Here is a 21,464-nt window from a genome sequence, read left to right on the forward strand (position 1 = left end):
TTATGAAAAAAAATGTTTTTGTAATTATTTTAGTTTCGGTTTTATTTTCTTGTAATGGTTCTCAGGGGAAAAAAGTAGAAAAAAACAGCAGTATTATTAATAAAACTATCGCTAAAGATTCTCTAAAAGAAGATGAAGTGGTATCAAATGAAGAGTTTAAAAAAGAATTTGATATTCTATTGCCAAGAAGTTATCGAACTTATGATGCTAAAAATCCGGCAACTTCCTTAACTGAAAAGTGGATTGAATTATATGAAGAAAACGGAACATATTATTTAGGGAAAGCTAATTTTAAAACAGAAAAAGATTTTGATGAATGCACTGGGGATTCTTTAGTGTCGATTTCACCTAAAAATAAAGTGGTTGTTTTTATGGATTTTCCGGAACTGAAAACAGGAAGTGTTAAATCCTTAAAAATTAATAAGCGAAAAGTCTGGCCTAAAGAAAAAGTATCTTACACGTTTAATAATGTGAATTATGTTTTTAGAGCTGAAGGAAAAGTTCTTTCTCAGTTCAAAGTAGATCCTGATGAAAGTGGAGAAGAAGTTTTTAAAAACGTAGCAAATTATAAGCTTTATTTAACCATAGGAAATAGTACCGAAAAATTGCTTCTTGCAGAAGATTCATTTCAGGATACATTTGTAGAATTGCTTTTTGCCGGTGATATGGACGGAGACGGAAAATTGGATTTTGTTTTTGGCGCAAACAGAAATTATGAAGAAGAGCGTGTGATTTTGTTTCTTTCCTCTAAAGTCAAAAACGAAGACACGGTGAAAAAAGTTTCAGAAATAGCAGTGCAATTTGATTGCTAAGCAAATCTTTTTATAATAACAGATATAAAAAAAAATGAAAATCAAACAATATCGTACTCACTTTATTAAAGAATTATCACCTTTTTACGATGCGTACGAAGCGGAAAGTTTTTTCTATTTGATTTTAGAAGACAAACATAAATTACGTCAAATTGATTTAGCATTAAATCATGAATTAACTTTTTCAGAAAGTGATTTTGTTGTCTGGGATTCATTTTTGAATCAATTAAAAAAAGAAGTTCCAATCCAGTATTTATTAGGGAAAACTAATTTTTATGGTTTAGATTTTGAAGTCAACGAAAATGTTCTGATTCCAAGACTGGAAACGGAGGAATTAGTAGAATGGATTATCAAAGAAAATTCTAAGATTGATACTTCTAAAAAAATTAAAATTTTGGACATCGGTACCGGAAGCGGATGTATTGCAATTTCTTTGGCAAAAAACATTCAAAATGCCGAAGTGTATGCTATTGATGTTTCGAAAAAAGCATTAGAAACAGCAAAAAAGAATGCAATAAACAATAATGTAGACGTGACATTTATGTTCAAAAATATTTTAGAACTTGATGTTTTAAAATATGATTTTGATATTATTGTCTCAAACCCTCCATATGTCCGTAATTTAGAAAAACAGGAAATCAAAAAGAATGTGCTGGATTATGAACCGCATCTGGCACTTTTTGTAGAAGATAATGACGCCTTGGTTTTTTATCGAAAAATAGCCGAACTGGCTCAGAATAATCTTTTAAAAAATGGGCAGTTGTATTTTGAAATCAATCAGTATTTGGGTGATGAAATGAGAGAATTGCTGGAAAATATGAATTTTACAAATATCGAATTAAGAAAAGATATTTATGATAATGACAGAATGATTTCCTGTAAAGTTTCTATGGGTTAATAATGAGTTTTAAGATTTTAATGGCATAGATTACTCATAACGCAAAGCTTCAATTGGGTCTAATTGAGAAGCCTTGATCGCAGGATATAAACCTGAAACAATAGCAACGGTAAAGCTGGTTGCAAAAGCAGCAAAAATGGCTACCCAGGGAACTACAAAAACAAAACTCATTGCGGTTGCGATAGCAAAACCCAAAAGAATTCCAATTATAATACCAATCAAACCTCCAATTTGTCCAATTAGTAAAGTTTCGATAAAAAACTGAACAGCGATTGTGATCTTTTTTGCTCCTAAAGCTTTTCGAACTCCTATTTCGCGTGTGCGTTCTGTAACAGAAACGATCATAATATTCATTAAGGCGATCGAAGATCCTAAAATGGTAATAACACTGATAATCCAGGACGCCCAGCCTAAGTATTTTGTAATACCCAGAATACGGTTTATCAAATCATCACTACGGCCAATTCCGAAATTATTATCGCGAACAGGACTTAGTTTTCGTACTCTTCGCATCGTACTTGTAGCGTTATCAATCGCCTCATCAAGAAGTTCTTTTTTAGCAACCATTACACTTAAAGTATAATTGATATTTGGAGCCGTAAATAGTGATCTCGCAACCTGAATTGGAATCAAAACACGCAAATCCTGACTATTTCCAAACGTTGATCCTTTCTCTTTTAAAACTCCAATAACTTTAAAACGAGCACCGCGAATTGAAATTATTTTATCAATTGGATTCACATCTTTTAATAAGCCTTTTTCGAAATCTGATCCTACAACGCAGGAATAAGTATTGTTTTCAATATCAAATTGATTAAAGCTACGGCCGGAACTTATTTCTAGACCTGAGTTTGTGATAAAATGCTCATCAACGCCCAGAATGCTTATTTCCGGATCTGTTTTTTTATCTATATATTTTACTTCTGCAGTTTTTGTTGCGGTAAAAGACAGTGAAGTTTCTGTAAAAGGATATTTGTATTTGTTTTTAAAAGCAACCGCTTCAGGGTAAGAAATAATTGGGTTCACGATTTCACGCTCGTTACTTCCGCGGTTTTTTAGATTGTTTTCGTATTGGTTAATGTTGAAAGTATTTGCTCCCATAGAAGCAAAATTGGTCGAAATTGTGTTTTCAAGTGCTGTCACAACAGTCAGGATTCCAACCAAAGCCGTAATTCCGATAGCGATAATTAATACAGTAAGAATGGTTCGCAATAATTGTGTTTTGATAGAACCAAAAGCAATTCGGATATTTTCTTTAAATAATTTTAGCATCATGACCAATTTGTCACGAAAATACGTTTTTTGTTACAAGTTTGTTTTCGAACTGGCATTATTTATTTTAAAAAATAAGATATTTGCAGTCGATTTGTGATTAATAGTAAATCTAAAATCCCAATATAATTAATGTAAAAGAGTTTATGAGGTAAGATTATAAATAATCTAAAATCTAAAATCTAAAATCTAAAATCAGAAAGATGGCTTCAAAACCAAGCATACCACAAGGAACAAGAGATTTTTCGCCTGCAGAGGTGTCAAAACGTCAATATATTATTCAGGCTATAAAAAACAATTTCGAGAAATTTGGTTTTCAACCTATCGAAACACCGTCATTTGAGAATTCAGATACCTTAATGGGGAAATATGGAGAAGAAGGAGATCGTTTGATTTTTAAAATATTGAATTCAGGGAATTTTTTCTTTAATAAAAATAAAATAGAATTACCGGAATCTATAGAAGCATTGCAAACAAATTCTGCTGAAACAATAAACCTAGATCAAAGAATTGAACTGAATAAATTTACCGGAAAGATTTCTGAGAAAGCGTTACGTTACGATTTAACCGTTCCGTTTGCCAGATATGTGGTACAACACCAAAACGAAATTGAATTTCCTTTTAAAAGATATCAGATTCAACCGGTTTGGAGAGCTGACAGACCGCAAAGAGGGCGTTACAGAGAGTTTTATCAATGTGATGCTGATGTTGTAGGTTCAAAATCTTTATGGCAGGAAGTAGAATTGGTACAATTGTATGATACGGTTTTTACGTCTTTAGGTTTAGAAGGCGTAACCATTAAAATCAATAACAGAAAAATATTATCCGGAATTGCTGAAGTAATTGGAGCATCTGATAAATTGATCGATTTTACAGTGGCTCTTGATAAGCTGGATAAAATTGGCGAGGATGGTGTGAAAAAAGAAATGATCGAAAAAGGTATTGCCGAAGAGGCTTTGATTAAAGTTCAGCCACTTTTTAGTTTCTCAGGAACATTTTCAGATAAAATCAGCCAACTTTCAGATTTATTAGCAGAATCTGAAGAAGGAATGAAAGGAGTAGAGGAACTGAAATTTATTTGTGACAATGTGGCAACTTTAGGTTTGGCAACTGCAACTCTAGATCTTGATGTAACACTCGCACGTGGATTAAATTATTATACAGGAGCTATTTTTGAAGTTGCGGCTCCAAAAACCGTTTCAATGGGTTCTATTGGAGGAGGCGGAAGATACGATGACTTAACAGGTATTTTTGGTTTGAAAAATATGAGTGGAGTTGGAATTTCTTTCGGTTTAGACCGAATTTATTTAGTGCTGGAAGAATTACAATTGTTTCCGGAAACAGTTGCAGCAACGTCAAAAGCATTGTTTATTAATTACGGAGATGCTGAGGCTTTATATGCTTCACAAGCAATCCAAAAATTGAGAAAAGAAAATATAAAAGTTGAATTGTATCCTGATAATGTAAAAGTTGGGAAGCAGTTTCAATATGCAGATAAACGTTTGATTCCTTTTGCGGTAATTGCAGGCGATCAGGAAATTGCATCCAATTCATATTCGCTTAAAAATCTGGTTTCAGGAGAGCAGATTTCGGTTGATTTTGAAGGGTTGAAAGCTGCTTTATTGACATAAGAGTTTAACCGCAAAGTGCGCTAAGATTTAATTTACTCCACGCATAGAAAACACAAAGTTCGCAAAGCCAGATCAATACAAAGCTTTGCGAACTTTGTCTTTTTATAAGCCATACTTTTAAAAATCTTAGCAACCTTTGCGGTTATTTCGCAAAGATTTTGTTTTGATTAAAAAAACGTAAAATTCACAAAGTTCTGAAAGTGATTGTGTTAATGAATTCTAGTGTTTATCTGCTTAAATCTTTTTTAAATTTGCGCGAAATAGTTGGTGGGAAAGAAAAAAAAGCATTTAATTTGCGGCCTTAAGTTACGGGCGTAGTTCAAGGGTAGAATAGCGGTCTCCAAAACCGTTGATGGGGGTTCGAATCCCTCCGCCCGTGCAATAAAATAAATCAAATAACAATAGTTGTTACTTATTTATCAGAAGCTTTTGAGAAGTTAAGGTAAAAGCATAAAAAAAAGCTTCGTCTGAAATAGGCGAAGCTTTTTTTAATATAAGGTAAACTTGAATTAATAATTATTTATGAAGCCGAGGCCAACCCTTAAATTCAATTTTGATAGATAATACTATAATTTTCTAATTTGGATCTCAAATATACTACAACTAAAACGTAATAGTCTTAAAATTGTATTAAATTTTACGGGACTAAATTTGCATTTTAAAAGGCTCATTTGTAATAAAGTGACAATTTGACATTTTAAAACATTTGGCAGTACTTTTGCAATCCAACAGAAAGAATAAAAAATGAAGTTTAAAAATATTTTTAAAAATAAAAGTAATATGACTACGGAAAATACAGAGTTCGATCAGGAATTAGATGATGTAACGTTAGAGAACAACGCCAACGGTGAACAATTAATTGTTGAAGAATTAAGTGTTGAAGAGCAATTGGCTCAAGACTTGGCAAAAGAAAAAGATAAGTTTTTGAGATTATTTGCTGAATTTGAAAATTACAAAAAAAGAACTTCAAAAGAGCGTATCGATTTGTTTAAAACAGCAAACCAAGAAGTTTTGTTAGCAATGCTTCCTGTTTTGGATGATTTTGACAGAGCGACTGTAGAAATCAATAAATCTGACGATGAAAACTTGAAAAAAGGAGTAGAGTTGATTCATGAAAAACTAAAAAGTACTTTAGTATCTAAAGGCTTAGAGCAAGTTGAAGTAAGAGCAGGTGATGCTTTTAATGCTGATTTTGCTGAGGCAATTACCCAAATTCCAGCTCCGTCTGATAAATTAAAAGGGAAAATTGTTGATGTTATTGAAAAAGGATACAAATTAGGAGACAAAATTATTCGTTTCCCTAAAGTGGTTATCGGAAACTAAAAATGTAAATTAGATTCTGAATATCAATTTTTTAAGAATTGGATTTTGGAATTTATCCTGATTATATCGGGATGGAATTTAACCTAAATTATGAAAAAAGATTTTTACGAAATACTAGGCATTTCAAAAAATGCTGATGCTGCCGAAATTAAAAAAGCATATCGAAAAAGTGCATTGAAATATCACCCGGATAAAAATCCAGGCGACAAAGAGGCAGAAGAAAACTTTAAATTAGCGGCAGAAGCTTATGAAGTTCTAAGCGATCCTAACAAAAAAGCTAAATACGATCAATACGGACACCAGGCTTTTGATGGTTCCGGAGGTTTTGGCGGCGGTGGCCATGGTGGTATGAATATGGATGACATTTTCAGCCAGTTTGGTGATATTTTTGGTGGTGGATTTGGCGGTTTCGGCGGAGGCGGTGGCGGAGGTCCTCGTCGTGCTAAAGGAAGTAATCTTCGAATTAAAGTAAAATTGACTTTGGAGGAAATTGCAAATGGTGTTGAGAAAAAAGTTAAAGTAAAACGTAAAGTTCAGGCTAAAGGTGTTACATACAAAACATGTTCGACCTGTAATGGTCAGGGACAAGTAATGCGTGTAACTAACACTATTTTAGGAAGAATGCAATCTGCATCTACTTGTCCTACTTGTGGTGGTTCTGGTCAAATTTTAGATAAAAGACCTTCTGAAGCAGATTCACAAGGAATGATTCAGGAAGATGAAACAGTATCAATCAAAATTCCTGCTGGAGTTGTTGATGGTATGCAATTAAAAGTTTCTAATAAAGGAAATGATGCTCCGGGAAATAGTATTCCTGGTGATTTAATTGTAGCTATCGAAGAATTAGAGCACGAATTCCTGAAACGTGAAGGTGAAAACATTCATTATGATTTATACATTAGTTTCCCTGAAGCAGTCTTAGGAGTTTCTAAAGATATTGAAGCAATCAACGGAAAGGTTCGTATTAAATTGGAAGAAGGAATTCAATCCGGAAAAATCTTAAGATTAAAAGGAAAAGGTATTCCAAGTATAAATGGTTACGGAAGCGGAGATTTACTGGTTCATGTAAATGTTTGGACTCCAAAGACACTTAATAAAGAGCAAAAACAATTTTTTGAAAATGCTCTAAACGATGAACATTTTGTTCCAAGCCCTGAAAAATCAGAAAAATCATTTTTTGAGAAAGTAAAAGATATGTTTTCATAAGCTTAGCCTTTTTATAAAAAAGTACAAATAAATTCAAAACCCATTCTAATGTAAATTTAGAATGGGTTTTTTGCGTAATTATACCAAGATTCGCTTCGAATTATTTACTTTTACACCCTCATGATCATAATGATCAAAATGAAGCAGAAAATCTAAAATATAGCATGAGCAACTTACTCGAAGTACATAAAGTCGTAAAACAATACGGTGATTATGTAGCGCTTAACGAAGTTTCATTAAATGTGCCAAAAGGTAGTATTTACGGGTTATTAGGTCCAAATGGAGCTGGAAAAACTTCTCTTATACGAATCATAAATCAAATTACTTTGCCGGATAGTGGCGAAATAATTCTGGATGGTGAAAAATTGCAGCCTAAACATGTGCAGACTATTGGCTATCTTCCTGAAGAGAGAGGATTATATACTTCTATGAAAGTAGGAGAGCAATGTTTGTATCTGGCGCAAATGAAAGGACTTTCTAAAGCCGAAGCAAAAATTCAGTTAGAATATTGGTTTGACCGTTTAGGAATTCAAGGTTGGTGGAACAAAAAAATACAGGAACTTTCTAAAGGAATGGCGCAAAAAATTCAGTTTGTCGTTTGTGTATTGCACAAACCAAAATTGTTGATTTTTGACGAACCCTTTTCCGGATTTGATCCTGTAAATGCGAATGTCATTAAAGATGAAATTTTAGCATTGAAAGAACAGGGAGCAACAATTATATTTTCGACACACAGAATGGAAAGTGTCGAAGAACTTTGTGATCATATTGCTTTAATTCATAAATCGAATAAATTGATAGAAGGAAAACTGAGCGATGTAAAACGTCAGTTTAGAACCAATAGTTTTGAGGTTGGAATTCTGACCAGTAATGTTGAAGGTTTAATGTATGATATCACACAAAAATTTACGGTTTCGCCGGCAAATTTTAAATCCTTAAATGATGATTTAAAATTAGATATTCAAATTGGAAATTCAACTCCAAATGAATTACTGAATATTCTAACGCAACGTGGGCAAGTAACTCATTTTGTAGAGAAGATACCTAGTGTAAACGATATTTTTATTCAAACTGTAACCGAATAGATCTTTATACTACTTAGATTTTAGACTGAATTTAAGAGTCAAAAAATATAATCTAAGAAGTCTAAGAAAGTCTAAAAATCTAAAAATAAATGAGCATAATTTCATTAATTATAAAAAGAGAGTTTATTGCAAAAGTTCGCAATAAATCTTTTGTTGTCATGACTTTTTTAAGTCCACTATTGTTTGTTGCAATAGCAGGATTTATTGGTTATTTGAGTTCGATGAAAGCAGAAACCAAGCGAATTGCCATTCATGACGAAACAGGTTTATTTGCTAATGATTTTGTAAAGCAAAATAAAAAAGAAGCAGCTTTTAAATATTTGAATTTGTCTGAAATTGATGTAAAAGCATTAAAAGACAGTATTACAAATGAAAATTTTGATGGTTTAATTATCATTCCAAAAACAAATAACTTAAAAGAGTTAGAAAGTAAAATTGAGTTTATTTCGAATAATAGTCCAAGTATTTCTTTTATCGAAAAAACACAGGATGTTATTGCCGAGAAAATTACAAAGATAAATCTGGAAACAGCAAAACTCAATACGTTGGCCATTCAAAAAGCACAATCAGCGGTTAATATGCATTTGATAAAAGCTTCCGGCGAAGAAAGCCTAAAAGGATTAAATGAAATAAAAATTGGGATTGGAGGTGCATTTGGCTATTTGATTATGATGTTTATTATCATTTATGGCAATATGGTAATGCGAAGCGTGATCGAAGAAAAAACAAATCGTATTATAGAAATCATTATTTCATCTGTAAAACCGTTTCAGTTGATGATTGGTAAAATCATCGGGACATCTCTTGCAGGATTGTTACAATTTATGATTTGGGCGATTATTGGTTTAGGATTAATGTTTGCTGCTTCGGCATTTTTTGGTGTAAATGTTGGTCCAACAGCCAGGATTTCACCTGAATTAATGCAGTCGGCACAAAATGAAATGTCCGGAAGTGCCCAAATGTACATTAGCGAATTATGGAATTTGCCAATCGCAAGTATCTTAATTGGATTTGTAATTTATTTCGTAGGAGGTTACTTTTTATATAGTTCATTTTATGCCGCAATTGGAGCTGCGGTTGACAATCAAACCGATTCTCAACAGTTTCTTTTGCCTATTTTGATGCCACTTATTTTAAGCGTTTACATCGGATTTTTTACTGTAGTCAATGATCCTCACGGAACAATAGCTGTTATTTTTTCGATGATTCCGTTAACCTCGCCAATTGTAATGTTAATGAGACTTCCGTTTGGAGTGCCTTGGTGGCAAATTGCGATTTCGGTATCATTATTGTTTGCTACGTTTTTTCTTGTTGTCTGGTTCGCTGCCAAAATTTACCGAATAGGTATTTTAATGTACGGCAAAAAACCAACCTGGAAAGAATTGTATAGATGGCTTAAATATTAGCTTTTATAGTTACAAAGATTCAGAGGTACAAAGTTTCAAAGGCTTTTGAAGATCAGAACTTATGCAGCTTTTGAATAATGCTTTACGAATTAGATAAGAGCCTTAAAAAGAATATAATAATATAGGTTAAAAGGTGCAAAGTGACAAAGATTCTAAACTTTGTAACTTTGTACCTTTGCAACTTTGAACCTTAGAAAAGAAATGAGTAAAATACTAATTATAGAAGACGAAGCATCGATCAGAAGAGTTTTGGTGAAAATCTTATCAGAAGAGAATGATACCTATCAGGTAGAAGAAGCAGAAGATGGAGTTGCGGGGCTTGAAAAAATAAAAAACAACGACTATGATTTGGTTTTGTGTGATATCAAAATGCCAAAAATGGACGGTGTTGAGGTTCTTGAAGAAGCTAAAAAAATAAAACCTGAAATTCCGATGGTTATGATTTCAGGACATGGCGATATGGAAACGGCGATTCATACCATGCGTTTGGGAGCCTTTGATTATATCTCAAAACCACCGGACTTAAACCGTTTATTAAATACTGTACGTAATGCTTTAGATAAAAAGCAACTTGTGGTTGAGAATAAAATCCTAAAGAAAAAAGTAAGCAAAAATTACGAAATGATAGGGGAGAGCGAAGCTATTAATCATATTAAAGTTATGATTGATAAAGTAGCTCAAACTGAAGCCAGAGTTTTGATTACGGGACCAAACGGAACCGGAAAAGAATTAGTGGCGCATCAATTACATGAAAAAAGCGAGCGTGCAAATTATCCTTTGATTGAAGTAAACTGTGCTGCAATACCAAGTGAATTGATCGAAAGTGAATTGTTTGGCCATGTAAAAGGAGCGTTCACATCAGCAGTAAAAGATCGTGCAGGAAAGTTTGAAGCTGCTGATAAAGGAACTATTTTCTTAGATGAAATTGGAGATATGAGTCTTTCTGCACAAGCCAAGGTATTGCGTGCCTTGCAGGAAAGCATGATAACAAGGGTTGGTGCTGAAAAAGATATAAAAGTCGATGTGCGTGTTGTGGCTGCAACAAATAAAGATTTAAAAACCGAAATTGCCGAAGGTCGTTTCCGTGAAGATTTATACCATCGTTTGGCAGTGATTTTAATAAAAGTTCCGCCATTAAACGAAAGACGTGACGATATTCCGGCTTTGATAAGACATTTTGCAGCAAAAATTGCTTCAGAACAAGGAAATGTGGTTAAAGTATTTTCGGCGCAAGCCATAAAATTATTACAGGAATATGATTGGACAGGAAATATTCGTGAACTTCGAAATGTAGTCGAAAGATTGATTATTTTGGGAGGTAATGAAATTTCTGAAACCGATGTAAAAATGTTTGCAAGCAAATAAGTTGCTTCGCGCAATAGGCTTTAAGCTATAAGCTTTAGGCTTTTAAAAAATAATAATATTTTAGCTTATAGCCTAAAGCTTAAAGCCTAAAGCATAAAAAAATGAAACTAAAAAAAATAAACGAAAAATTACAAGACGCTTTAATCGAAAATGGTTTAACGGAAGCGAATGTTTTACAGCAGGAAACTTTTTCGACTATAAAAAGCGGTGCTGATTGTATTATCCTTTCTCCAGCCGGAAGTGGAAAATCGACTACAATTGTAATAAATGTAATTCAGCAGTTGGCAGGTCATACAGAAGAATCGCCTCGTGCTTTGATTTTTGTAGAGGATAAAGCAAAAGTATTGGAGATGGTTGAACTTTTTGAGAAATACGGAAAATATTCTAATCTTGAAGTTTATGGTGTTCACGACAAAGGCGATACAGATTATGATAAAAATTATATTTCTACCGGAATAGATGTTTTAATTGGTACGCCAAATAAACTTAGTGATATGTTTACAACTGCAGGATATAATGTAAACCGCTTAAAAATGTTTATCATCGACGATGCAGATCCTATGTTGAAATTACGTCACGAAACTAAAATCATGCGTATTTCGAACAGTATTACAAAAACGCAACGTATTATTTTTGCTGAACAATTAACTGAACGTATCGAAATTTTGGCTGATAAAATGATGTTAGAGCCTTATTTGTTTGATATGGATGAAGAAGGTGAAGAAGAACTTGATGAAGAAGAAGACGATATTCAGGAAGAGGAATAAAGTCGCAGTTTTCAGTCGCAGTCGCAGTCACAGTCTGAAAACTGAGACTGCGACTGAAAACTAACAAAGTAATCTATGGAAATGCTGAAAACGCTTAAATTTTTGACAATTGTGCTTCTTGCATTTTTTGCTGTTATTTATGTAGTTATTGTTTTCTATGTGTATTTCAATCAGGTTGGAATGGTTTTTCAGAGTGCCAGATTACCAAAAGATTATCAGTTTGATTATCAGCATAAATTTGAAGAATTAAACATCAAGTCTTTTGATGGTGTAAAATTAAATGGATTGTTATTCAAGGCAGAAAACTCTAAAGGTTTGATTTTCTATCTTCATGGCAATGCAGGAACGTTAGAAACTTGGGGAAAAATTGCTAAAATCTATACCAATTTAGGATATGATATTTTTATTTTGGATTATAGAAGTTTTGGTAAAAGCGAAGGAGAAATAGAGAATGAAGATCAATTAAATAAGGACGTTTCGATAGCGTATAAAACATTAGCTAAAAGATATCCCGAAAATAAAATTATTATCACCGGTTATTCAATTGGTTCCGGGCTCGCAACTATTTTGGCGTCACAAAATAATCCGAAGGCTTTAATTTTACAATCACCGTATTATAGTTTTACAGAATTATCGAGTAGTAAAGTTCGGTTTTTTCCTGATTTTTTGAAGAAGTTTAGTCTCGAAACATATGAATATTTACCAAAGATTAAAGTGCCAATTTATATTTTTCATGGAATGCAGGATCAATTGATACCTTATGAAAATTCGGTTAGGTTAAGCCACCTTTTAAAAAGTAATGGGCATTTTTACCCATTAAACGATCAGGAACATATTGGAATGAATGAAAATAATGATTTCCAAAAACAGCTGCAAATAATATTACAATAAAGAATTAAAATAATTACAAAAACAGAATATAATGGGATTAATGAAAGTGTATTCAGGAAGTGAAGTTTTAGCGCTTGCCTTGCAGGAAAGATTAGAGCAAGCCGGAGTAGAAACAGTAAAAAAAGATAATATTCAATCAGCTCGTTTGGGAGGTTTTGGACAATCTGATTTAGCAGTTGAAGTATTCATTCAGGAAACAGATTTTGCAAAGGCAAATCCGGTTATTGAAGAATTCAGAATGAGTATCTAAAGAAAGTAAATAGTCTCAGTATTCAGTTACAGTAAACAGTTATAGCACTGTAAATTGTGACTGCGACTGAAAACTCAAAAAATATGCAATATAAAATGCTAGTGCTCGACATGGATGATACCTTGTTGACAGACGATCATAAAATTTCAGCGCTTAACAAAAAAGTACTTCTTGAAGCTCAGGCAAAAGGAGTTTATGTAGTCCTGGCTTCAGGAAGACCAACATCTGCAATGATAGCTTATGCAAAAGACTTACAATTAGATTTAAATGATTCTTATATTATTTCGTTTAACGGTGCTGTAATCAGTACAGTAAAAGATGATCTTGTTTTATTTGAACAATGTTTAACACCGGAACAAATTCATGATTTATACGATTATAGTATAAAAATGAAAACGCATATTATTACTTATCTTGATGGTGAAATTATAAGCGAAACAGATTCTGAGTATATAGAAATCGAAAAAGAAATCACCGGATTGCCACACAATAAAGTGTCTGATTTTAAAGCAGCAGTTACTAAACCTGCCGTAAAATGTATTTTATTGGCAGAGCCTTCTTATTTAAAAGAAGTAGAGAAGGATTTAAAAGCAGCAATGCCTCATTTGAGTATTGCAATGTCTAAGCCTTTTTTCTTAGAGGCAGCTCAAAACGGTATTGATAAAGCAGCAAGTATTAAAATATTGGCTGAAAAGCTAAATATTCATCAAAGTGAAATTATTGCTGTAGGCAATGCAGGAAATGACCTCACAATGATCGAATATGCGGGACTTGGAGTTTGGGTTGATAATGTAACGCCTGAATTGCGTGACAGAGCAAATATAATTGTAGCTTCAAATAATGATGATGGAGTTGCAGAGGTTGTGCAACGTTATATTTTGAATTAAACTTATTTGGGATGAAAGAACCAATAGAAACTGATCGCCTTATTTTACGGGAATTACTTTTGTCAGATGTTGACGGAATGTTCGAATTGGATTCTAATCCTAATGTGCATCTTTTTCTGGGAAATAAACCCGTAAAAGGTATTCAGGAAAGTCTGGGTCAAATAAAAAATATTCAGAAGCAATACAAAGATTTAGGAATTGGCCGCTGGGCTGTAATTCTAAAAGAAACGAATGAGTTTTTGGGTTGGTCCGGTATAAAATTCATTACCAATGAAATCAATAATCATAAAGATTTTTATGAAATTGGATATCGTTTCATCGAAAAACATTGGGGAAAAGGATATGCTACTGAAGCTGGAAAAGCTTTTATAGACTATGCTTTTAACATAATGAAAATAGATGCGGTTTACGCTTATGCAGATGCAGGAAATGAAAATTCCAGAAGAATTCTTGAAAAGCTGGGTTTGCGTTACATAAATTCTTTTGAATACGAAGAAGAATTAGAAGTTTGGTATGAATTAAAAAATCCAAACATATAAAAACTCCTAAGAAATGCGTTCCAAATCTTTGTAGCCTTATTATTTAAGATCTGCAAAGATTTGGAAAACAGCTCGTAGTTTTTAATACTTTATAAAAAATATTAAATATTATTTTTTAGCTACAGAAACAAAATATTTATTTCCGTCACCCATTGTCAATTTAACACGCTCGTCGCAAAGATCGATTGCAAAATTTGCACTTTCGTAACAGCTGCAAGTCGTGTTTTTATCTTTCGACATTTCAGTTTTACAATTGTTATTTTTAAAAGTTGCTAATTGAGGCGTGTATAGGCTTACCAAATCAGTAGAAGCAGTTACTAATGAAATAATACTTGCTGAATTGTTACTGGTAATTCTATAAACAATCCTATCAGTATAGTTTACTTCATTTACGGTTACTTTACGAATATAAGTGTAAGCAGTTGAGCCTTCACCTGGTTCTTTTACTTCAAATTTAAATCCAACCGCACGAATTGCAATATCAAACTGTGATTGAGAGTTTAAACTCGCCCAGTTTGTCAATGTACTAATAGATGGAAATGGATTCGCAGGAGCTGGAGCAGCAGTTTGCGCCTGAGAGCTAAAAATGGTTAAGAACATCAAGCAGATTGTGGGTAAAAATGCTTTCATATGGAGTTTTAATTTTTAATTGTTGCCTACTCTTTCTGGTTTTCGGCATTCCCATTTTTTATAATAACAAAACAACAACATAACGATGGAAAATCAAAATTGTTATGACTTAATTATTGTTTAAATAATATAATTTTATTTAACTGCTTTTTGATAAAGTGAAATTACTTCTAAAAAATAATTTAAACAAAGTTAAATGTAAGAAAATTTCAATTTAATACGCTTAAAAATGTATTTAATCGATATTATTTGCACTTAATCGATGATTTTGTCATTTTATTCTTATCGAAAACATAAATTTATTTTTAATGCATAAATTTTATTCAGCGCTTATTTCGTTTGTTTTATTGTTTTTATGATGTATTGAAATATAACTTTGTCTCAAAATATTGATATATAGTATATTATTGATTTTATTTTAAAGAATATTGTATGTAAATTTGCAAACTCTTCAAAAGAGATGTAAATATAATATCTTACTACTTAAAACGTAGTTTATTCCCATGGAAAATAGAAAAAAAGTTGCTTTTTATACGCTTGGTTGCAAATTGAATTTTTCAGAAACTTCTACAATCGCCAGAAACTTTAACGATGAAGGCTTTGATCGTGTTGACTTTGAAGAAATAGCAGACATTTATGTCATTAATACCTGTTCAGTTACAGATAATGCCGATAAGCAATTTAAGCAGGTTGTAAAAAAAGCAATGAAACTTAATGACAAAGCTTTTGTCGCTGCAGTAGGATGTTATGCGCAATTAAAACCGGAGGAATTAGCCGCTGTTGATGGTGTTGATTTGGTTCTGGGAGCAACTGAGAAGTTTAAAATCACTGATTATATTCATGATTTGAGCAAAAATGATATGGGTGAAGTTCATTCCTGTGAAATTTCTGAAGCTGATTTCTATGTTGGAAGTTATTCTATTGGAGATCGTACCCGTGCTTTCCTGAAAGTTCAGGATGGTTGTGATTATAAATGTACGTATTGCACCATTCCGTTAGCAAGAGGAATTTCGAGAAGTGATGCATTAGAGAATGTTTTACAAAATGCCAAAGAAATTTCATCTCAAAATATTAAGGAAATTGTTTTAACAGGAGTAAATATTGGTGATTACGGAAAAGGGGAATTTGGAAATAAAAAACACGAACATACTTTTCTTGATTTGGTTCAGGCATTGGACAAAGTAGACGGAATTGAGCGTTTGAGAATTTCATCAATCGAACCTAATTTATTGAAAAATGAAACAATCGAATTTGTTTCTAAAAGCAGAACTTTTGTTCCTCATTTTCATATTCCGTTACAGTCAGGCAGTAATGATATTTTAAAATTAATGAAACGCCGTTACTTACGTGAAGTATATACAGAACGCGTAAATAAAATTCGTGAAGTAATGCCGCATGCTTGTATTGGTGTTGATGTTATTGTTGGTTTTCCCGGTGAAACCGATGAGCATTTTTTAGAAACCTACCATTTCCTGAATGAAATGGATATTTCATATTTACACGTATTCACCTATTCTGAAAGAGATAATACAGAAGCTGCAAATATGGCTGGAGTTGTTCCTGCAAATGTTAGGGCAAAACGAAGCAAAATGTTACGCGGATTATCGGTTAAAAAACGTCGTGCTTTTTACGAAAGTCAAATAGGATCTAACAAAACAGTTTTATTCGAAAGTGAAAATAAAGAAGGATACATTCACGGTTTTACAGAAAATTACGTAAAAGTAAAAACACCCTGGAATCCTGAATTAGTAAATACATTACAAGAAATTAATCTAACAAAAATCGACGAAGACGGAAGCGTTCGTTTAGAGTTTATAAATAAATTGGCTGAGGCTTAAATATATTTTTTTTCAGGAGCTAATCCCGCTCCCGAAGCCTCGGGACGTTTCAATCTTTTGTGGCTCCCGAAGCCTCGGGATCGCCACAAAAGGATTTCCACTTCTATCGGGGCTAGGGCAAACATTTTGATAATAATATTTCCGTCTAGTTTGTCATTTCGAGGAACGAGAAATCTTCGCAAGTAACTCTGCAAAGATTGATCGCTTAGTTTGTCATTGCGAGGAACGAAGCAACCACACTAACAATATAAAACCAGAAAGCCCTTTTTATTAAAAAAGGGCTTTCTGGTTTTATACCTTTGTCAAAGTTCAAAACTTTGACAAAGGTTATAAACGTAATTGTTTCAAAATATTTACTTCGGATCTTCAGGAATCACTAATTTCAAAGAATTAATATAATCCGTATCAAATTCAATAACTCTTATTTTTTGTGGATTAAAACTCAATTCTCCTCCAAACTGACCTTTTATATCTAAGAAATCAATCGTTAATTCTTCGTCGTTTAATTCAATTAGTTTTCCTAAATAAGCTGATTTTGCTGATTTCTTAGAAATCTGAAAAATACCGTATTTGTTATTTACATACGTCAGGATCGAGCTTAAATCTCTAATTGGAATAATATCTTCTGCATTTGTTTTTAAGCCTTTCAAGCGAATTACTTTTTCAGTAAATTCAAGATCCTGATCTCTGTGTACAGCTTCGATATTTTTATTTTTCAGAATTACAAAACCATCCAATATAAAATCTTCGGGATTATTTCGCAGCAAAATCCAGTCGTCAGAATAATCAATAAGGAAACCGGTAAAAAGTTCTTTTTTATCTGTAAATTCTATTGCAATTAATTGTCTTAAATATTGTTCCATGTGATTAGTTTTTAAGGCTGTTATGAACTTTGTCAAAGTTTTAAGCTTTGAAAAAGTTTGTTTGAGATTGGTCCCGAAGCTTCGGGATAAAAATATTGGAATTTTATTTTAAGGATTTGTAGACCAAATACTGCTGTTTTTTATAAAAACGCGACGGCTTAATTTTAGCTGTGCAATTATTAATTCGGCAATATCTTCAGATTGCATTACTTTATCAGGATTACCGTCAGTAAGGTTTAAATCTTTTGCCATATCTGTTGCTACGGTACTTGGTGTTAAAGCAGTAACGCGAATATTGTGTTTTCTCATTTCCTGCATCAAAGAATCTGTAAGTCCAAGAACAGCAAATTTTGATGCACTGTAAGCACTTGTTAGAGCATTTCCGTTTAATCCAGCCGTAGACGAAATATTGATAATATCACCAGTTTGTCTTTCGATCATATTTGGGATAATGGCACGCGTGGTATAATAAGTTCCCATTAAGTTTACCTGGATGATTCTTTCCCAGGCATCCGGTTCTAACTCTAAGAATTTTCCAAAAGAAGCAATTCCGGCACTATTAATTAAAATATCTATAGTTTTAAATTCAGCTAAAGCTTTTTCTGCAGCGCTATTGATAGAATTAATATCTGAAACATCAGCAGATAAAGCTAAAGATTTTACGCCCAAAGCGGTAGTTTCGGCAGCTAATTGATCGACATCAGCCTGAGTTCTTGAAACCAAAATTACGTTTACTCCCTCTTTTGCTAAAGCAATTGCAATCGCTTTTCCAATTCCTTTTCCTGCTCCCGTGATTAGGGCATTTTTATTTTTTAAGTCTGTCATGATTTATTTTTTAGAAATGCAAAAAGCATCATTTTAGTTACACAAAAATACAGTTTTTGCTTCCTAAAACGATGCTTTCAGCTATTTTCTTAATCTAAGTTTAACAACTTATTTATTCTTTCAAAACCATATCAATACACATTACCGCTGAAAGAATTAATTGTCTTAACGGGCTGTCTGGTGCAACAGTTTCTTCTATTTGGAGTACATAATTATCAGCACTTGTAAAAAACTCTTTCCCTATTCCTGCCCATTTTTTACTTACCTTGGCCAATTGTTTGTTTTCATGGCTGAATTTAAAATCCCAACCAGTCCATTTTCCCTGAAGCGTTGCTGCAGTTTTTTCATTTTTATCCAGGATTTCAAACTTTCCTCCAATAGAGAATATTTTTTGCTTAAATGTTCCCACTAAACGATCTTTCTCATCAAAGACTTCAACAGTCGAACGTAACCATGCAATTCCGCGTTTTACCGAGATAATTTTTTCGCCGGAAGCTGTTGTAATTTCAATATCAAAAGGAGTCATTCTTTTATAATCTGTAAAACGGAACATTTTAGTAAAAAAGCCCAAATTATTTTCTCTGCAATTCATGATGATTTCATTGCTTTCCGGATTATAAATATCGTAGTTATTAGCGGCTTTAAACATTCCGATATGTTCTTTTACAAGAAACAAATTCTGATTTAGTATTGGGTTCATTAAATTTAGTTTGCGATTAATTTGTAAATATTTTTACCTGATATTTTTTGAAGGATTTTTCAAAAGGAAATCAAATGTAAAAAAATCTTCGTTAATAATCGAATTTCGCAGCTTCAATCAGGCGAATAAATTCAGCTTTGTAGCCTTCAACATCATTTGAAAGTCCTTGTCTGGCCAATTTTAAAATATCCTCAGAAGATTTGTTCGAAATTAGTTTTGAATCTCTTAATTTTAATCCAAACCAGGCTACAGCAGTGCTAAATTTAAAATCATCAGAAGCTTTTTCTATAACAACAGCTTTATTTTCGATTACCTGTACCATTTCGATACTTTTATCTCCATCCGGTTTTTTATAGCGGAATTTTATAGTGGCAAGTTCATCATTATAGTTATTACTGCTTTCTTTTACTTTTGTATATTTTAAATCATCCGGTTGTTCGTTTAAATAATTGCTTTTAACTCCTGCAGGAATAATTTCATACAAAGCTGTAACGGTATGATTACTTCCTAATTCGCCGGCATCTATTGCATCATTTTTAAAATCTTCAGGACGTAGTTTTCTGTTTTCATATCCTATTAATCGATATGCCTGAATTTGTTTAGGATTAAATTCGATCTGGATTTTTACATCTTTGGCAATTGCAAACATAGAACCTTTAAACTCTTTTCCTAAAAAACGGTTTGCTTCCTGAATATTATCTATGTAAGCATAATTTCCGTTTCCTTTATCAGCTAATGTTTCCATTTTACTGTCTTTGTAATTTCCCATTCCATATCCTAAACAAGTCAGGAAAACTCCCGTTTTTCTTTTCTCTTCAATTAGTTTTTCCATATCAGAGTTTGAAGTACTTCCTACATTAAAATCTCCATCAGTAGCCAGAATTACTCTGTTATTTCCGTTTTTGATAAAATTTTCAGTAGCAATTTTATAAGCCAGTTCAATTCCTGCTCCTCCGGCTGTACTTCCTCCGGCATTTAATTTTTCAAGAGCATCAGTAATTGTTTTTTTCTCATCTCCAGCCGTTGGAGAAAGAACCAAACCTGCAGCACCGGCATATACTACAATCGCTACTTTGTCTTTTTGTCTCAACTCATTTACCAAAATTCTCAAGGATTGTTTCAGTAATGGCAATTTATTAATGTCACTCATTGAACCTGAAACATCAATTAAAAATACCAGATTTGAAGCAGGTAAATTCTCTGTTGGAATGTTTTTGCCCTGTAAACCAATTTTAAGGACTTTGTTTTTAGAATTCCACGGTGAATCACTTAGTTCTGTATTGATAGAAAACGGATCTGAATTTTTAGGCTGCGGATAATTATATTTAAAAAAGTTTACCATTTCTTCTACGCGAACAGCATCTTTAGGAACCGCTTGTCCGTTATTTATAAAACGTCTCACATTTGTATAAGAAGCATTATCTACATCTATAGAAAATGTAGAAAGAGGTGCTGTTTTAGGGCTTTCGAAAGCATTTTCTACAAAAGTGTTATAATCTTCCTGACTTGGTTCTACAGGCTGAACATTATTGGCAATTTTCAGTTTTTCATTAAGTTCATTCTCTGTAAGATTTTTATAAATCCCATTTTTTGTATCAATAATTACCACTCCGTTTGAGGCTCTGCTTCCGTAAATAGAAGTTGCATCAATATCTTTTAAAACTTTTACGTCCTGAACATCATTTGGATTAATTTTAGCGAATTGTTTTGCCTTCACCGGAATTCCGTCAACAATATATAAAGGTTCATTTTTAGAAGAAATAGATTGAGTACCTCTAATTATCATATTTTGACTTGGAGCAGCCTGCACATAGTTTGAAGAAACCGGTAAACTGACCATTTTGCCTTTCGGTTCCCTGGCTGGTTTCGATGTTCTTCTTTTTTCTACAGGTCGATAATAGCTATTGTGTTCCTGTTCTGATGTTCCGTAACCTACCACGACAACTTCTTGCAATTGATTGCTGTTTTCCTGCAATATTACATTGATTATATTGGATTGTTTGACTGTAACATTTTGAGTATTCATACCAATGTAGCTGAAAATCAAAACATCTCCGGTTTGTGCCTGAATAGAATACTTTCCGTCAAAATCTGTTTGTGTTGCTTTTTTTGATTTTTGAACCATAATGGTAACACCCGGAAGAGCCAGATTTGACTTGTCTGTAACTGTTCCGGTAATTGTTTTTTCCTGTGCCATTGATACGAAACATATAAGCATAGAAAGGGCTAATGAAATAAGTCTTACGTTTTTCATGATAGTAATTTTTAAATTAAGA

The 21,464-nt window shown here is 32.8% G+C and carries 20 protein-coding genes and 1 tRNA gene; 15 read left to right on the plus strand and 6 right to left on the minus strand.

Going from position 1 to position 21,464, the window contains the following annotated elements; genetic code table 11:
* Positions 1 to 2 precede the first annotated feature (2 nt).
* Both BXU01_RS22320 and prmC read left to right on the plus strand, forming a co-directional pair.
* Positions 3 to 812: a hypothetical protein gene (locus BXU01_RS22320; RefSeq protein ID WP_083695785.1), complete on the plus strand. Its 810-nt coding sequence runs from the start codon at positions 3 to 5 to the stop codon at positions 810 to 812.
* 34 nt (positions 813 to 846) lie between these two features.
* Positions 847 to 1,710 (plus strand): peptide chain release factor N(5)-glutamine methyltransferase, encoded by an 864-nt coding sequence (gene prmC / locus BXU01_RS22325; protein WP_083695787.1) that lies wholly within the window; start codon positions 847 to 849, stop codon positions 1,708 to 1,710.
* A gap of 30 nt (positions 1,711 to 1,740) precedes the next feature.
* Here the strand turns inward: prmC and BXU01_RS22330 are convergent, their stop codons facing one another.
* Positions 1,741 to 2,985, minus strand: coding sequence for an ABC transporter permease (locus tag BXU01_RS22330; RefSeq protein ID WP_083695789.1), 1,245 nt, complete (start codon positions 2,983 to 2,985; stop codon positions 1,741 to 1,743).
* A gap of 200 nt (positions 2,986 to 3,185) precedes the next feature.
* On the opposite strand from BXU01_RS22330, the gene hisS reads away from it, so the two are divergent.
* The 12 genes from hisS (at position 3,186) to BXU01_RS22390 (ending at position 14,332) form a co-directional block, all read left to right on the plus strand.
* Positions 3,186 to 4,613 carry a histidine--tRNA ligase gene (gene hisS / locus BXU01_RS22335; protein ID WP_083695791.1) on the plus strand — a complete coding sequence of 476 codons (1,428 nt, stop codon included), beginning with the start codon at positions 3,186 to 3,188 and terminating at the stop codon, positions 4,611 to 4,613.
* Between the two features lie 308 nt (positions 4,614 to 4,921).
* Positions 4,922 to 4,992: transfer RNA gene (locus tag BXU01_RS22340), tRNA-Trp, on the plus strand.
* Between the two features lie 365 nt (positions 4,993 to 5,357).
* A complete protein-coding gene (locus BXU01_RS22345) occupies positions 5,358 to 5,936 on the plus strand; it encodes a nucleotide exchange factor GrpE (RefSeq protein WP_083695793.1) in 579 nt (192 codons plus the stop codon).
* Between the two features lie 90 nt (positions 5,937 to 6,026).
* Positions 6,027 to 7,142 (plus strand): molecular chaperone DnaJ, encoded by a 1,116-nt coding sequence (gene dnaJ, locus BXU01_RS22350; protein ID WP_055095456.1) that lies wholly within the window; start codon positions 6,027 to 6,029, stop codon positions 7,140 to 7,142.
* A gap of 164 nt (positions 7,143 to 7,306) precedes the next feature.
* The gene (locus BXU01_RS22355) at positions 7,307 to 8,227 is read left to right on the plus strand and encodes an ABC transporter ATP-binding protein (protein ID WP_083695796.1); all 921 of its coding nucleotides are present in this window, start codon (positions 7,307 to 7,309) and stop codon (positions 8,225 to 8,227) included.
* Between the two features lie 89 nt (positions 8,228 to 8,316).
* Positions 8,317 to 9,633, plus strand: coding sequence for an ABC transporter permease (locus BXU01_RS22360; protein ID WP_083695798.1), 1,317 nt, complete (start codon positions 8,317 to 8,319; stop codon positions 9,631 to 9,633).
* Between the two features lie 201 nt (positions 9,634 to 9,834).
* Positions 9,835 to 10,998: a sigma-54 dependent transcriptional regulator gene (locus BXU01_RS22365; protein ID WP_083695800.1), complete on the plus strand. Its 1,164-nt coding sequence runs from the start codon at positions 9,835 to 9,837 to the stop codon at positions 10,996 to 10,998.
* 101 nt (positions 10,999 to 11,099) lie between these two features.
* Positions 11,100 to 11,765, plus strand: coding sequence for a DEAD/DEAH box helicase (locus BXU01_RS22370; RefSeq protein ID WP_083695803.1), 666 nt, complete (start codon positions 11,100 to 11,102; stop codon positions 11,763 to 11,765).
* 75 nt (positions 11,766 to 11,840) lie between these two features.
* Positions 11,841 to 12,656, plus strand: coding sequence for an alpha/beta hydrolase (locus BXU01_RS22375; RefSeq protein WP_083695805.1), 816 nt, complete (start codon positions 11,841 to 11,843; stop codon positions 12,654 to 12,656).
* A gap of 31 nt (positions 12,657 to 12,687) precedes the next feature.
* Positions 12,688 to 12,906, plus strand: coding sequence for a putative signal transducing protein (locus tag BXU01_RS22380; protein WP_056247511.1), 219 nt, complete (start codon positions 12,688 to 12,690; stop codon positions 12,904 to 12,906).
* A 95-nt stretch (positions 12,907 to 13,001) separates the two neighbouring features.
* A complete protein-coding gene (locus BXU01_RS22385; protein WP_255373826.1) occupies positions 13,002 to 13,793 on the plus strand; it encodes a Cof-type HAD-IIB family hydrolase in 792 nt (263 codons plus the stop codon).
* Positions 13,794 to 13,804: 11 nt separating this feature from the next.
* Complete coding sequence (locus tag BXU01_RS22390) at positions 13,805 to 14,332, plus strand: GNAT family N-acetyltransferase (protein WP_083695811.1); 528 nt, start codon at positions 13,805 to 13,807, stop codon at positions 14,330 to 14,332.
* Positions 14,333 to 14,440: 108 nt separating this feature from the next.
* Here BXU01_RS22390 and BXU01_RS22395 read toward each other — a convergent pair whose 3' ends face one another.
* Positions 14,441 to 14,962, minus strand: coding sequence for a hypothetical protein (locus tag BXU01_RS22395; RefSeq protein ID WP_083695813.1), 522 nt, complete (start codon positions 14,960 to 14,962; stop codon positions 14,441 to 14,443).
* A gap of 503 nt (positions 14,963 to 15,465) precedes the next feature.
* Here BXU01_RS22395 and mtaB point away from each other — a divergent pair.
* Entirely contained in the window at positions 15,466 to 16,800 is a 1,335-nt protein-coding gene (mtaB, locus tag BXU01_RS22400) for a tRNA (N(6)-L-threonylcarbamoyladenosine(37)-C(2))-methylthiotransferase MtaB (protein ID WP_083695816.1), read from the plus strand.
* A 353-nt stretch (positions 16,801 to 17,153) separates the two neighbouring features.
* Here the strand turns inward: mtaB and BXU01_RS22410 are convergent, their stop codons facing one another.
* The 4 genes from BXU01_RS22410 to BXU01_RS22425 form a co-directional block, all read right to left on the minus strand.
* Positions 17,154 to 17,663, minus strand: coding sequence for a hypothetical protein (locus BXU01_RS22410; RefSeq protein WP_083695822.1), 510 nt, complete (start codon positions 17,661 to 17,663; stop codon positions 17,154 to 17,156).
* Positions 17,664 to 17,771: 108 nt separating this feature from the next.
* The gene (locus BXU01_RS22415; RefSeq protein ID WP_083695824.1) at positions 17,772 to 18,488 is read right to left on the minus strand and encodes a 3-ketoacyl-ACP reductase; all 717 of its coding nucleotides are present in this window, start codon (positions 18,486 to 18,488) and stop codon (positions 17,772 to 17,774) included.
* Between the two features lie 112 nt (positions 18,489 to 18,600).
* A complete protein-coding gene (locus BXU01_RS22420; protein WP_083695826.1) occupies positions 18,601 to 19,188 on the minus strand; it encodes a phospholipid scramblase-related protein in 588 nt (195 codons plus the stop codon).
* A 91-nt stretch (positions 19,189 to 19,279) separates the two neighbouring features.
* Positions 19,280 to 21,442: a VWA domain-containing protein gene (locus BXU01_RS22425; RefSeq protein WP_083695829.1), complete on the minus strand. Its 2,163-nt coding sequence runs from the start codon at positions 21,440 to 21,442 to the stop codon at positions 19,280 to 19,282.
* Between the last annotated feature and the right edge of the window lie 22 nt (positions 21,443 to 21,464).

The sequence above is a fragment of the [Flexibacter] sp. ATCC 35103 genome, from assembly GCF_001975985.1.
GTDB lineage: Bacteria > Bacteroidota > Bacteroidia > Flavobacteriales > Flavobacteriaceae > Flavobacterium.